The sequence below is a fragment of the Hymenobacter swuensis DY53 genome (genome assembly GCF_000576555.1).
Taxonomy (GTDB): Bacteria; Bacteroidota; Bacteroidia; order Cytophagales; family Hymenobacteraceae; genus Hymenobacter; species Hymenobacter swuensis.
Map to the genome: position 1 here is coordinate 3,450,947 of NZ_CP007145.1, position 14,175 is coordinate 3,465,121.

At 59.8% G+C, this 14,175-nt stretch carries 12 protein-coding genes; 5 read left to right on the forward strand and 7 right to left on the reverse strand.

The features are described from left to right. Positions 1 to 80: 80 nt before the first annotated feature. From HSW_RS16065 to HSW_RS16080, 4 genes are all read right to left on the reverse strand, one after another. A complete protein-coding gene (locus tag HSW_RS16065) occupies positions 81 to 350 on the reverse strand; it encodes a hypothetical protein (RefSeq protein WP_044002754.1) in 270 nt (89 codons plus the stop codon). Between the two features lie 112 nt (positions 351 to 462). Then, the gene (locus HSW_RS16070) at positions 463 to 1,467 is read right to left on the reverse strand and encodes a zinc-binding dehydrogenase (RefSeq protein ID WP_044002755.1); all 1,005 of its coding nucleotides are present in this window, start codon (positions 1,465 to 1,467) and stop codon (positions 463 to 465) included. Between the two features lie 38 nt (positions 1,468 to 1,505). Beyond that, positions 1,506 to 1,913 carry a thiol-disulfide oxidoreductase DCC family protein gene (locus HSW_RS16075; RefSeq protein ID WP_044002756.1) on the reverse strand — a complete coding sequence of 136 codons (408 nt, stop codon included), beginning with the start codon at positions 1,911 to 1,913 and terminating at the stop codon, positions 1,506 to 1,508. Between the two features lie 55 nt (positions 1,914 to 1,968). Next, positions 1,969 to 2,724, reverse strand: a complete 756-nt coding sequence (locus HSW_RS16080) for a Dph6-related ATP pyrophosphatase (RefSeq protein ID WP_044002757.1) — start codon at positions 2,722 to 2,724, stop codon at positions 1,969 to 1,971. A 315-nt stretch (positions 2,725 to 3,039) separates the two neighbouring features. On the opposite strand from HSW_RS16080, the gene HSW_RS24585 reads away from it, so the two are divergent. After that, on the forward strand, positions 3,040 to 3,360 hold the full coding sequence (locus HSW_RS24585) for a hypothetical protein (RefSeq protein WP_044002758.1): 321 nt from the start codon (positions 3,040 to 3,042) through the stop codon (positions 3,358 to 3,360). An 85-nt stretch (positions 3,361 to 3,445) separates the two neighbouring features. On the opposite strand, the gene HSW_RS16090 is transcribed toward HSW_RS24585, so the two are convergent. Continuing rightward, the gene (locus HSW_RS16090; protein ID WP_052346526.1) at positions 3,446 to 3,955 is read right to left on the reverse strand and encodes a DUF4126 family protein; all 510 of its coding nucleotides are present in this window, start codon (positions 3,953 to 3,955) and stop codon (positions 3,446 to 3,448) included. Positions 3,956 to 4,388: 433 nt separating this feature from the next. Between HSW_RS16090 and HSW_RS16095 the strand changes: the two genes are divergently transcribed. Next, on the forward strand, positions 4,389 to 7,562 hold the full coding sequence (locus HSW_RS16095; RefSeq protein WP_197031891.1) for a TonB-dependent receptor: 3,174 nt from the start codon (positions 4,389 to 4,391) through the stop codon (positions 7,560 to 7,562). Positions 7,563 to 7,686: 124 nt separating this feature from the next. Here HSW_RS16095 and HSW_RS16100 read toward each other — a convergent pair whose 3' ends face one another. Beyond that, on the reverse strand, positions 7,687 to 9,537 hold the full coding sequence (locus HSW_RS16100; RefSeq protein ID WP_044002760.1) for a DUF885 domain-containing protein: 1,851 nt from the start codon (positions 9,535 to 9,537) through the stop codon (positions 7,687 to 7,689). 245 nt (positions 9,538 to 9,782) lie between these two features. Between HSW_RS16100 and HSW_RS16105 the strand changes: the two genes are divergently transcribed. Continuing rightward, entirely contained in the window at positions 9,783 to 10,499 is a 717-nt protein-coding gene (locus HSW_RS16105; protein WP_044004907.1) for a 3-ketoacyl-ACP reductase, read from the forward strand. Between the two features lie 208 nt (positions 10,500 to 10,707). Here HSW_RS16105 and HSW_RS16110 read toward each other — a convergent pair whose 3' ends face one another. Beyond that, complete coding sequence (locus tag HSW_RS16110; RefSeq protein ID WP_044002762.1) at positions 10,708 to 12,381, reverse strand: ABC transporter substrate-binding protein; 1,674 nt, start codon at positions 12,379 to 12,381, stop codon at positions 10,708 to 10,710. Between the two features lie 85 nt (positions 12,382 to 12,466). Between HSW_RS16110 and HSW_RS16115 the strand changes: the two genes are divergently transcribed. Continuing rightward, complete coding sequence (locus tag HSW_RS16115; protein WP_044002764.1) at positions 12,467 to 13,147, forward strand: metal-dependent hydrolase; 681 nt, start codon at positions 12,467 to 12,469, stop codon at positions 13,145 to 13,147. A gap of 88 nt (positions 13,148 to 13,235) precedes the next feature. After that, on the forward strand, positions 13,236 to 14,048 hold the full coding sequence (locus HSW_RS16120) for a ParA family protein (RefSeq protein WP_044002766.1): 813 nt from the start codon (positions 13,236 to 13,238) through the stop codon (positions 14,046 to 14,048). Positions 14,049 to 14,175 lie beyond the last annotated feature (127 nt).

The window sequence follows — 14,175 nt, forward strand, 5'->3', positions numbered from 1 at the left end:
CATAAAAAAAGCCGCTCCAACACGTGTTGGAGCGGCTTTTTGCGTATCATTCTGAGTATAGCCGCGCAGGCTGCGGTATTCTATGCCGCCAGTTCGTCGGGTGAATACAACGGTAGCACCGGCGTTTCGGGCGTATTGGCAGGCAGGGCTTGCATAGCGGGGTACTGCTTACCGCTGCGGCGCACCGCCCGCATCAGCAGGTACTTGTATTTTTCGGCATCGGCCAAGGCAGCTTCAATGGCTTGCAGCGCATCGTTGTAGGCTACTACCGGCACTGAATCGATAGACTCGCCAGTGGGATAGGTCAGCTCAAAAACCGGACAGTTGAGGTATTCAGCGGGCGTCTTCATAAGGGCAGCAAGTTACTCGTTCGTTCGTTAATCAGCTAACGATATTAGCACGATTTTAATTCCGAATACAGCTGCATTTTCCCTGCTTTCTACGCAGATAAACGCATAAATACTACGCCTTTATTTTTAGCACCAACTTCCCAAACTGCAGCCCTTCCGCCATCTTCTTCAGGGCTTTTTCACCTTCCGCCAGCGGAAACACTTCGTCGATAACCGGTTGCAGAGCGTACTGCTCAACTAGGCTGACCATAGCCGCAAAATCCTGGGGCGTGCCCATGGTTGAGCCCAGTACCGACAGTTGCTTCCAGAAGATTTTGCGGGCAGCCACGTCAGGTATATCCCCCTGCGTAGCCCCATAGAACACAATGCGGCCACCGGGGTTGGCGGCGTCTACCAAATCGTTGAAGCCGGGACCGGCCGCGCTATCCACCAGCACATCGAAGCCTCCACCGGCTTGTTTGAGGAGGGAGGCAGGCCATTTTTCGGTCTTGTAGCTAATACCACCTTTGGCCCCGAGTGCTACGGCGCGGGCAATTTTCTCCTCGGAGCCGGAAGTTACCCAGACTTCTGCGCCCACCGCCACCGCCATCTGCAGGGCCAGCAGCGCCACGCCACCCCCTACGCCGCTGATGAGCACCCGCTCACCGGGCTGCAGGTTGGCCCGCGTGAAGGTGGCACGGTACGCCGTAACGCCGCCCAGGGGCAGGGAGGCGGCTTCCTCAAAGCTTAGGTGCGCGGGCTTGGCGCGCACGTACTCAGCGGGCACGCACACGTACTCCGCAAACGTACCGTCCTGGGGCAGCCCCAGAATTTGGAACTCGCGGCCCTGCGCGGCAGGGTTGGGGCCCCAGTTGCTGCCGGGATTGATGATAACGGCCTGTTCGAGCAAGCTGGCATCCACGCCGGCACCCAGGGCTGTTACAACGCCGGCCCCATCGGAACCGAGGATGATGGGGAATTTCAGGCCGGCGTACTGGCCCTTCTGAATCCAGACGTCGCGGTGGTTGAGGGCGGCAGCGTGGAGGAGCACCTGCACCTGACCGGGGCCGGGCTGGGGCGTGAGAACTTCCTGCAGGCCGGCGGGCTGCTCGATGCCGGTCAATACCAAAGCTTGCATGGTAATACGGGGGGAAAGAGTGGGGAGAAAACGGAATTTCAGATAAACCGGGCTCGTAGCTCGGGGGTAGGTAGCCAGCAGGCATCCTGCCGGCCAAACCAACGGTAGCGGTGCCGGGCAATGAAGCGGTAGGCCGCGTCGCGCAAAGGGCGAGGCACCCACAGCCCCACTTGCGCCAGCCACCGCCAGCCGCCGGCTAAACCGCGCAGAATATGCAGGGCTGCCGCCGAATGGATATACGCCTGCCCCTCCATCAGCAGCACTACCGAATCCGGCTCGGTGGGGGCCGGCAGTTGATGCTGCCGCAACAACTCCTGCCCCGCTGCCGACTGCAAGGCCGCAAACCGAAAACGGCCGGCGGCATCATGCTGAATTACGAACTGGACGAAGCCGTTGCACAGGTTGCACACCCCGTCGAAGAGAATAATGGCCGGCGCGTTGGACATGAGGAGTAAAACAGGGGTGAAACGATATAGGGACTGTGGATCCGCGCTAAATGTTTCAGCTCAATGAATCGGGAACCGGCAGCAGGTCGCAGTACCAGAAGCCCGTGGCAAACGGATCGGGAGCCGGCTCCGTGGTAGTGGTGGTTGAGCACGCGGTGGTACTGGGAGGAGCCGAATAGGTGCGCCGCACAATTTCGCCGCGCTCGAACGGAACAGGGCTGCTGAAATAGGGCGCGTCAAACACGAAGCTATGGTACTCGCCGTTTTCGCCGCAACTATCCACACCGGGCGGCAGGTCGCGCAGAAAATCGGCGTTCAGCTCCCGCCCGCAGAAGCTTTGGTCGAGGTACTTTTCGTTGACGCAGACCACCACGGCCCGAAAGCCCAGTTCCAGGTATTCGCGTAACAGCTCCGCATTCGGGCGCTGCCAAAGTGGGAATACAGCCTCCAGCCCAATGCGGGCCAGTTGCTCTTCACGGTAGCGGCGCAGGTCTTCCAGGTAAATATCTCCGAAAACAGCCCGCCGGATACCTTTGGCCTGCAAGGGTGCCAGGGTAGCGCGCATCTGCTCCTCATACTGGGCCATGTCCGGCATTTCGGGTAGCTCCAGCCGGGTGAGCGGCAGCCCGATTCGGCGTACCTGCTCTTCCAGCAGACGCACGCGCACCCCGTGCATGGATACGCGGCCGTAATGGGCATTCACGCTGGTGAGGAGGTCGGTCACATGGAGCGTGGGGTCGCGCAGGGCATAGTAGAGGGCCAAAGCGGAATCTTTACCGCCGCTCCAGTTCACAAGAGAGGGTATTGCCATGCGGTAAAGGTAGAACGGACCCGCAGGCTGGCAAGCCTGGTGCAACCGCAGCCGCAGCCACCACGTTTGCCAAACACCAGCCACCTCATGCCGTATTACGTACGCTACCTGTGCCTGTTGATGGGCCTGAACCTTGCCTGCCGCGAAAATGCTCGTTTGGCCGAAGCGCGGGAAGCAGCAGATGCCTCCGCTGTTTGCTACTGCTACCTCAGGCGCTATGCAGCAGTAGCAAACAGTGCAGAACTCCGTACCAGCGGCATCCGGACCGGGGCCGGCCACTAACCACTTTTCTAATTCTCCAATTTCCACTTGCTCATGAAACGTCTTCTTCCTCTCCTACTGGCTGGTGCCTTCGCCGCTACCCTCACGGCCTGCGACTACAACAAAACTCCCGGCAAAGACCAACAGGCCAGCCAGGATTTCAGCGACGCGCCCAAAGCCCGCGCTACTGAAACCGACCTCGACAGCATCAGCGGCGAACAGGTAGTGAAGGCCCCCATCGGTACCGGCTCGGCGGCTGACCAGAAAACTTCCGCCGATGCCGCGCTGGACGCCGCCCCCGGAAGCCCTGCTTCGCCTACCAGCTCTATGCCGCAAAGCTCGCCCGAGGCCCAAAGCACTACCCGCGAGGAATAAAGGCTGCCTTGGTTTCCGACAACAAAAAGCCCCCACAGACTAACTGTGGGGGCTTTTTGTTGTCGGAAACCAGAATATTAACGGCTCACAGTGCCCAGCGGCGCGACTCCGGCTCGCCAGCGTGGGTGCCTTTGGTAAGAGCCAGGCCAGAGCCCACCGTCAGGAGGTCCTCCAGGCCACCCACCAATCCGCCGGGCAGCCCTGAGCCCTCGGTAGCTTTCTTGCGCAGGAAGAAGCTCAGGTAAGAGCCTGCAATGGCAGCCACACCGCCCAGCAGCGCACCACGCCACTGGCTGTCATGGTTGATTTTGTAGAGCGTAGCACCAACCAACGCCCCGGCCCCGGCCCGGCCCAACAGGGCCGTGGGCGTGATGCGGTCGGGCATCTGGGGTAGCTTATCGGCGGTCATTTCGCCGGCGGCCAGCAGTTTGAGGCCGTGCGCCACCAGGGGCGTTTGCAGATAGCGCAGCGGCGAGCCGGCTAGGGCATGTGGCCGGTAGGTGAGCAGGTTGCTGCTCAATAGGGCCGGAGCCGTCATGCTCCGAAAACCGGCCAGAGTGCCCAGGCCCAGGGTTTGCCAACGATGTTTGCTCATGATAAAAGAACGGAAAGGAGAAGCAGATTGATTCGGGAAGTGTAACGCAACTCCGCCGCCAACGGCTACATCGGGCGGGCATTTTCCATAGCTCCACCATTTCCACTACACAGGTATAATCCTATTTTACCAGACTATTTTTAGTCTTCTGCAACAGGGTCGGGCGGAGGTGGCGCGGAATATACGCAAGCTCGGCACTATTCCTACCAATCACATTGGCCCTTAATATTAGATAAAATCTATATATTTAATAGCCTACTATCAATCAGCACTATACTTTAAAATGTCTTCAAATTGTTACCAAATTGTTATGCAAGCATAATTCACAAATACTTCATCTACTTTTGCAGCGAAATTCCGGAAACGTGTCCTGGATAAACAAAAAAGCTCTCTTATGAAAAACAGATTTATACTGTTTTTACTACTCGGCTTTGTGCTTTTCACGAGTAGCAATCTGGTGCTGGCGCAGGGCGTCACTACTTCCGCCATGAAAGGGCTGGTGCTCGACAGCAAAGGCGAGCCGCTGCCCGGGGCTACCGTGGTGGCCACCCACATTCCCTCGGGGACGCAGTACGGCACTGCTACCCGCGACAATGGCCAATACGACCTGCTAAACATGCGGGTAGGTGGCCCTTACGAGTTGAAAATATCATTTGTGGGAGCGCAGACGTACTCGGCTACCGGTATTCAGCTGGCGCTGGGCAAAACGTTTGAAAGCCGCGTGCAGCTCTCCGACGGCTCGCAGGCCCTGGGCGAAGTGGTAGTGAAAGGCAACCGCGACGGGCAGATCAACAAGGACCGCACGGGGGCCTCGACCAACGTGAACAACACGGCCATCCGTACGCTGCCTACCATCAGCCGCTCGCAGGAGGACTTTACCCGCCTCACGCCCCAGAGCAGCGGCCTGAGCTTCGGGGGGCGCAATACGCTCTACAACAACTTCTCGCTCGACGGCTCCATCTTCAACAACTCCTTCGGGCTGGATGCCCCCACCCCGGGCGGCCAGACGAACTCGCAGCCGGTGAGCCTCGACGCCATTGAGCAGTTGGAAGTAAGCTTGGCTCCCTACGACGTGCGCCAAGGCGGCTTTACTGGCGCCGGCATCAACGCCGTGACCAAGAGCGGCACTAACTCCTTCAAGGGCACGGTATACACGTATCTGCGCAATGAGAAGCTCATTGGCGAAAAGGTAGACGACGCCAAAGTCACCAACCCCGACCTGAAGTTCAACCAGACCGGCTTTGCACTGGGTGGGCCGATCATCCAGAACAAGCTGTTCTTCTTTACCAACGCCGAAATTACCCGCCGCGACGATCCGGCCCTGACGTTCCGGCCCGCCGCCAGCGCCGCTGAGGCCCAGGCCGCCCTCAACGGCCAGGCCCCGGGCGTGAGCCGGGTGCTGGAAAGCGACCTGCTGGCCATCCGCCAGCGCCTGCAGGACGTGTACGGCTACGACCCCGGCACCTACCGCGACTACACCTACCGCACCAGCAGCGACAAATTTCTGGTGAAGTTGGACTGGAACATCAACCCCAAGAACACCTTCTCGCTGCGCTATAACTACCTGAGCAGCTTCCGCGAGCAGGGCCCCCACCCCATTGCCATTGCGCCGTCGTCGCGGGTGCAGGGCGTGAACACGCTGCAGTATTCCAACTCGGGCTACACCATCAACAACAACCTCAACTCGGTGGTGGGTGAGCTGAACTCGCGCATCGGGGAGAAATTCAGCAACAAGGCCCAGTTGAGCTTCTCGGCCTTCCGCGACTTCCGCGAACTGCCCGACGCCAAGCTGTTCCCGCAGATTGACATCACCAAAAACGGCACGACGTACGTGAGCGTAGGTACGGAGCAGTTTTCGGCCGAAAACCGCCTCGACCAGAACATCACCCAGTTTACGGATAACCTGAGCTATTTTGCCGGGGCCCACGTACTTACGGCCGGCCTCACGTATGAGCGGTTTGCCTTCGTGAACGACTTCAACCTGCAGCGCTACGGCTACCCCTTCTTCGGGGGGCTGGATGTGGACCGGTTCTTCCAGGTGACGGACCGCTCGAACCCCGCTTTCGTGGACCTGAACGCCATTGCCACCACTGGCGCAACCCGCCGCATCAAGTCGGTGGATGTGGACGTGGCCCAGCTGGGCCTGTACGCTCAGGACGAGTGGACCGTGACGCCGGCCTTCAAGCTGACGCTGGGCGTGCGCGCTGATATGCCCATCTACAACACCGAGGTGGCCCAGAACGAGCAGATTGCCAACGCCTCCTTCCTCAATGCCGACGGCCAGCCTGTGCAGGTAGACGTGACGAAGTTTCCCAGCAGCAAGCCGCTGTGGTCGCCGCGCCTGGGCTTCAACTACTCGGTGGAAGGCAGCGAGTACACCACGCAGCTGCGCGGCGGAACCGGCATTTTCACCGGCCGCATCCCGTTCGTGTGGATCAGCAACCAGGCCTCTAACTCTCAGTTCGACCCCGGCTACACGTTCCAGATCAACGGCACGGCCCGCAACTTCAAATTCCCGCAGGTGTGGCGCTCCAACCTGGCCGTGGACCAGCAGCTACCCGGCGGCGTAACGGCTACGCTGGAAGCCATCTACTCCAAGGACGTCAATGCCGCCATTCACCGCAACTACAACTTAGTGACGCCTACGGAGCGCGCTGCCGGTGCCGATAACCGGGAGCTGTACCCCACGGCCGGCCCGCGCATCAACCCCGGCTTTACCGGCCCCGACGGCCAGTTCAGCTTCCTCGATGCAGGCGTTATTGTGCTCGAAAACACCAAGAAAGGCTACCAGTACTCCCTGACCGGCCAACTGAAAAAGGACTTCGCCAACGGCCTGTACCTGACCACAGCCTACACCTACTCGCGGGCCAAGGACGTAACCTCGAACCCCGGCGAAATTGCCGCCGACGCCTTCCAGCGCAACCCAGTGGTGGGCAACGCCAACAACCCCCAACTAGCTTACAGCGACTTTGGCCTGCAGCACCGCATCATCGGGGCCGCCGGCAAGCGGTTTGCCTACGCCAACGACCGGCTGGCTACCACGCTGAGCTTCTTCTTCGAGGCCGCCCAGGGTAACCGCTTCACCTACACCTACGCCGGCGACATGAACCGTGACGGGATTCCCGGCAACGACCTGATTTTCGTGCCGGCTTCCCAGGACCAGATCCGGCTGGTGGACATCACCAACGGCCAGGGCGCAGTGCTGGTATCGGCGGCCCAGCAGTGGCAGCAGCTGGCCGCCTACATCCGGCAGGACGACTACCTGAATGAGCGCCGCGGCCAGTATGCCGAGCGCAACGGCAACCTGAGCCCCTGGTATACCCAGCTCGACGCCAAGCTGCTGCAGGATTTCTCGCTGAAGCTGGGTGAGAAGAAGCACACCTTCCAGCTCAGCCTCGATATTCAGAACCTGGGTAACCTGATTAGCTCCGATTGGGGCGTGCGGAAGCTGGTGGCCAACAACCGGCCGATTGAGTTTGTGGGCTACCAGGGCACGACCAACGTGCCCACCTACCAGTTCCGCGGCGGCAGCCAGACCTTCCTGAACAACACTGACCTAAACAGCCGCTGGCGTGCTCAGGTGGGCCTGCGCTACATCCTTGACTAACCGCTCTTCTCCCGTTGCCCCACCCGCCGGATCTGCCCCGGCGGTCGGGAACACCAACAAAAAACGCCCGAAGCACTGTGCTTCGGGCGTTTTTTGTTGGTACAAAACCGCGACTTGCAGGAGCTTACTGCGGATTGCGGGCCCAGTTGTCCATTTTGCGTTCCAGCACGGCCAGCGGCATCACACCATCCTTCAGCAGTTCGTCGTGGAAGTCGCTGATGCGGAAGTGGCTGCGGTTCTGGCCGGCGTACTTCTCGCGCAGCTTATCGGAGTGTGCCCCCAGCTGCTGCTCGTACTTGCGGCGTAATTCCCGGATTTGCAGCGCCCCGATTTTGTAGCTCAACGCTTGGCCCGGAATGGCCATGTACCGCTCAATTTCGGCGGTGGCACCCTCCTCGCTGATGGCTTCGTTGGCCAGCATGTACTGGATGGCCTGTTCGCGGGTCATGTTTTTGGAGTGCATGGCCACATCTACCACCAGGCGCACGGCGCGGTGCATCTCGTCGCCGAGGGCGCCCATGTACTGATAGGGGTCGGTGTAGAGGCCCAGTTCCTTGCCCAGGCTTTCGGTGTAGAGGGCCCAGCCTTCGCCCATGGCTCCGTACCAGGCAAAGCGCCGGAACTTGGGCAGAGCCTCATTTTCCTGCTGCAACGAAATCTGGTAGTGGTGGCCCGGAATGGCCTCGTGCAAGAACAACGACTCCATACCCGACGTCACGTTGAACGTGGTGGCGTCCAGAATCGGAATATAGAAGATGCCAGGGCGGGAGCCATCGGGGCTGCCCTGGTTGTACTCGGCCGAAGCCGAGGCAGCGCGGAAAGCCTCCGTCTGCCGAATCTCGAACGGCGTTTTGGGCGTTCGGCCGAACATCTTTTTCAGGTTGGGCTGCATTTTGGTCTGAATGGCCCGGAACGCACCCAGCACCTGCTCAGGCGTTTTGTAGGGCATCAGCTTGGGGTCGGTTTTGAGCGAGGCGAAGAAAGCCGGCAATTCCCCTTTGAAGCCCACCTGCGCTTTCACTTTCTCCATTTCTCCACGAATACGCGCGACTTCCTGCAACCCGGTCTGGTAGATTTCCTCCGGCGTTTTGTCGGTAGTCGTCCACGTTTTCACGTAGTATTTATAGATGTCGGCCCCACCGGGAATGGCGGCAATGCCGGTGCTGGGCCGGGATTTGGGCAGGTATTCCTTTTCCAGAAAGTCACCGAGCTTTTTGTAGGTAGGCACCAGCTCTTCCGCAATGGCCTTTTTGTAGGCCGCTGTGATACGCTCCTTCTCGGCGGCACTCAGGCTGGCTGGCAGCTTATTGATGGGGCCATAGAACAGGCTCTGGGTGGCGTCCGGGGTTTCCATGGCCCGCATCTGCGGAATCATCTTCTGCACCAGCGTCCGGGGCAGCACCACGCCCGTCTTCATGCCCTGGCGGAAGTTGCTGATAGCCGTATCGGCCCACACCGAAAAGCCCTTGATGCGGCCCAGCCAGTTGTCGTAGTCCTGGGCCGTTTTAAAGGGCTGCACGCCTTCACCGGAGCCGTACTGGCCCATCGAAATCGGCAGGCCCCAGAACTGCTGAAACGGAATCATCCAGGTGTTCAGCTTCAGGCCCTCCAGCTTGTTCTGGACGTCGTACTCGAAGATATCGTAGCTGATTTTGTCGTTGGCCGACAGCTCCTCGCGGTTGAATTTGTGCAGGCCGTCAAGGTACTTCTGGTAGAAGTTCTGGAGTTGCCGCCGGAACGCCCGGGTGCCGTCGTTGGGCAGCTGGTCGTTGTAGCGGTTGTCGCCCTGGGTGGTGGCCTCCAGCGGGAACAGCCGGGCGTTTTCCTCCCAGTAGGCATCGAACAGCGTGGGCAGATCCTTCATGTCGGCCAGCGTGGTTTCAGCGGCTGTGGCAGATTCGGCGGCGTTTTTCTGCTGGTTGCAGCCAGCCAGCAGCGCCCCGGCCAGCAGACCGGTAAGGGCAATTTTCTTCATACAAAGCAGGAAAGAAGTACGGGGGAGAAAGATAAGCAGGTTTTGCGCGCGGCTGTTATCCTGCGCTCGCGAAGGGCATTTGCGTGTCAGGTATGGGCGGGCGTTGGTTCCCGCAGAGGGCACAGAAGATTGCGCGGAGGGCGCAGAGGTTGTTCTGGCAGCATGTACTGCTTTGTGTAGGCCGGCCTAACCTTTCGGCCGCAATGCAGTTATACCCGTTCTCCCAATTCAACTCAATCCAACTCATGGAAAATCTGACTGGCAAAACGGCCCTGGTGACGGGCGCCGGTAAAGGCATCGGCCGGGCCGTGGCCGTGGCTCTGGCCAAAGAAGGCGTGCGCGTGGCCCTGCTGGCCCGCACCGAAACGCAACTGCAGGAAGTAGCCCGCGAAATTGAGGCCCTGGGCGGCCAGGCCATAGTGGTAGCCGCCAGCGTAGCCGACCGCGCCGCCGTGGATACGGCCGTAGCCCAAGCCCTGGCCCAGCTCGGCACCATCGATATTCTCATCAACAACGCCGGCATCGGCACTTTTGCCAAGGTGGTGGATATGGCCCCCGAGGAGTGGGAGAATATCATCCGGGTGAACCTACTAGGCGCTTATTACGTGACGCGCGCCGTACTACCCCAGATGATAGAGCGCCAGACCGGCGACATCATCAACGTGGCCAGTACCGCCGGCCAGCGCGGAGCCGCCACCACCAGCGCCTACAGCGCCTCGAAGTTCGGTTTGCTGGGCTTTACCGAGTCCTTGATGCAGGAGGTGCGCAAGCAGAACATCCGCGTTTCGGCCCTCACGCCCAGCACCGTGGCCACCGAGCTGGCCGTCAGCAACAACCTCACCGACGGCAACCCCGATAAGGTGATGCAGCCCGAAGACATTGCCGAAATCATCATCAGCCAACTCAAACTCAACCGCCGCATCTTTATTAAGGAAGCCGGCATGTGGAGCACGAATCCGTAGTTCAGAGCTTAGATTACTAGAACAAAGAGCTTAGACATAGTGCCTGACCCCAGCTGTCATCCTGAGCGGAGCGAAAGACTTATTCACTGTAGAACGATAACCGCAACAACGGCTCGTGCTAACGTGAGAAGGTCCTTCTCTCCGCTCAGGATAACGGCCGGGGTCAGGCACTATGTCTAAGCTCTTTGTTCTAGTAATCTAAGCTCTCTTACTCTTTCTGCACTCGTTCCAACACCAGCTGGTTCATGGGGTTGGGCGTGAGGCCCAGCACATTGTTCTGGGTGAGGCGCACGACTTCGTCGTAGTACACGGCAATGACAGGACATTCGGCTATTACCAGACGGTCCATTTCCTGGTAGAGGGCGTAGCGGCGGGCGGCGTCCTGCTCCAGCTTGGCCTGCTGGTAGAGTTGGTCGTAGCGGGTGTTGCGGAAGTGGGTTTTGTTGGGGCCGGCCGGGGCGAAGTTGGGGCTGTAGAACAGGGCCAGGTAGTTTTCGGCGTCGGGGTAGTCGCCCAGCCAGCTGCGGGTGAAGAAGGCGGCGCGACCGTTGTCCACCATTTCGCCGTGGGCCGCGCCTTGGTTCACGTCAATTTCGACCTGCACGCCCACGTCGGCCCACTTTTTCTGGTAATACTCGCAGAACTCCTTGCTCTCAGCCACCGTGTTCAGGCGCAGGCGCAGCGGCTTGCCGGGGCCGTAACCGGCGGCGCGCAGCAGCTGCCGGGCCTTCTCGGGCTGGTAGTCGTAGCCAGGCACTTTCTTAGCATCAAACGAAGGCAGGGAGGCCGGCACGAAGCCCGAGTTGCCGGGCTTACCCACGTTGTTGAGGAAGTAGGCCAGAAACTCGGGCTTGTTGAGCGCATAGTTCAGGGCTTGGCGCACGCGCTTGTCCTGCAAAGCCCTGCCGGTGGTTAGGTTGTCGCCGCGTAGGTTGGTGAGGTCCTGCTGCATGCCCAGGTACTCGGTGTTGAGGTAGGGCACTTTCTGGAGGCGGAATTTGCCCTGAAAATCTTCCCGCACCGCGCCATCGGGGTACATAATCAAGTCTCGGGAGCCGCTGCGGATACCACTCAGAAAGTCCAGCTTGCCCTGCATAAACGTGAGAAACTCGGTTTTGCGGTCCTGAATGAAGCTGATCTGCACGGCATCGAGGTAAGGCAGCTGCTTTCCTTTGGCGTCCTTTTTCCAGTAGGTGGGGTTGCGGTGGTAGATGATGGCGTTGCCCTCATCCCACTCCTTGAACCGGAACGGCCCCGTACCCACCGGATGCGCCCGGAAGTCCTTACCCCACTTCTGCACCGCCTCCTGCGGCACCACGTAGGCGTAGGGCATGGTCAGAATCCCGAGAAACGGAATGAACGGCTCCTGTAAGTGAATACGCAGCGTAGAATCATTCACGGCCACAAAGCAGGTATCCGACGGCTCCCCATCGGCTTTCGCCAACACTTTGCCCCGGAAAATCCAGCCGCCGGGGCTGGCCGTGGCCCCGTCCAGCAGCCGCCGGAACGAGTACACGAAGTCGCGGGCCGTCACGCGCCGGCCTTGGCCGCCCGCAAACACGGCATCATCGTGGAAGCGCACGTCGGGGCGCAGCCAGAAGGTGTAGCGGCGGCCGTCGGGGCTGATTTCGTAGCGGCGGGCCAGCGCCGGACCGGGCTTGAGACTGTCGTCGAGCTCCACCAACCCGTTGTAGAGCTGGGTCACGGCCCAAGTATTGGCTTGGTTGCGGGCGAAGGCCGGGTCCAGCGACGTCAGGCTTTCGGGCTGGTTGTAGCGGAACACCCGGCGGGTATCCGTAATGGCCGTCGGCTCGGAGCAGGCTGCCAGCAAACCAAGCAGTAACGGGGCAAAACCAACAGCACGGCGCGAAAACGGGGACATGGGAACGGCGAAACAGTGTATATTTGCAAAGGTATCCCATCCTGGGTTTGCGGCCCTATTGCCGCTCTGCCTGCCCTTTCTTCCTATGAACCTGACTTACTACGGCCACTCCTGCTTCCTGCTCGAAGCCGGCGGCAGCAAAATCCTGTTCGACCCCTTCATTCGGCCCAATCCGCTGGCGAAAGACGTGGCCGTTGACCAAATCGAAGCCGATTTCATTTTGCTCAGCCACGGCCACGGCGACCATGTGGCTGACGTGGAGGAGATTGGCAAACGTACCGGCGCGCAGCTGGTAGGCATGTTTGAGGTCTTGGCCTGGTTTGAGGCCAAGGGGCTGAAAGCAGACATCAAAATGAACCTGGGTGGTACCGTGCAGCTGCCCTTCGGCACCGTGCAGATGGTGGCCGCCGCCCACTCCAGCTCCATGCCTGACGGCTCCTACGGCGGACTGGCGGCGGGCTTTGTGGTGACAACGGAAGGTAAAACCTTCTACTTCGCCGGCGACTCGGCCCTGACCTACGACATGAAGCTCATTGGCGAACGGCACACGCTCGACTTTGCCATCCTGCCTATCGGCGACCATTTCACGATGGGCGTGGACGACGCGCTGGTAGCCGCCGACTGGACTGGAGCCGATAAGGTTATCGGTATGCACTTCGACACCTTCCCCCCTATTGCCATCAACCACGACGAAGCCCGCGCCAAAGCCACGGCCGCCGGCAAGGAGCTGGTGCTGCTGGCCGTGGGTGAAACAATCACTATCTGAGTTACCAGTTGCCAGTTGCCAGTTGTCAGTCTTCGGAATGCAGCTCGCACTACCTGGCAACTGATAACTGACAACTGACAACTGACTCATGGGCAAAATCATTGCGGTAGCCAACCAGAAGGGCGGGGTGGGCAAAACCACTTCCTCGATTAACCTCGCGGCCTCCCTGGCGGCGCTGGAGTATCGGACCCTGCTTGTAGACGCCGACCCGCAGGCCAACGCCACCTCCGGCGTGGGCTTCGACCCGAAAGACATTCAGAACAGCATCTATGAGTGCATGGTGGATGGCATCAACGCCCAGGATATCATCCTGCAAACCACGTTGCTCCCTCATCTCGACCTGATGCCCTCCCACATCGACCTGGTAGGGGCTGAGGTGGAGATGATCAACCTGCCCAACCGGGAGGAAAAGATGAAAGACGCGCTCCGGCCTTTGGCCGATCAGTACGATTTCATCATCATCGACTGCTCGCCTTCCTTGGGCCTGATTACGGTGAATGCCCTCACGGCCGCGCACTCCGTTATCATTCCGGTGCAGTGCGAGTACTTCGCTCTCGAAGGGCTGGGCAAACTGCTCAATACCGTCAAAATCATCCAGAGCCGCCTGAACGAGGATCTGGAGATTGAGGGCATCCTGCTCACAATGTACGACGTGCGCCTGCGCCTGAGCAATCAAGTAGTGGAAGAGGTAAAGCTGCACTTCCAGCAGCTGGTGTTCGATACCATCATTCCGCGCAACGTGAAACTGTCGGAGTCGCCGAGCTTTGGCATTCCGGTTATCCTGCACGATGCCGAGAGTAAGGGCAGCCTGAGCTACCTCAACCTGGCCCGCGAAATCGTGGAAAAGAACATTGAGGCCGCCGACGAGCCGGAAGAAGCCACCGAGGACACGGCTGCGTAAACGCTTCTGTCGGCGGTAAGGCCGGCAGCCGAATGCCGCATTTGTGCTTGAAAAATCGTCATCTTCAGATTGAACAGAACGAAAGCTGGTCAGCGACTTAAGTCACTGACCAGCTTTCTTTTTAGCC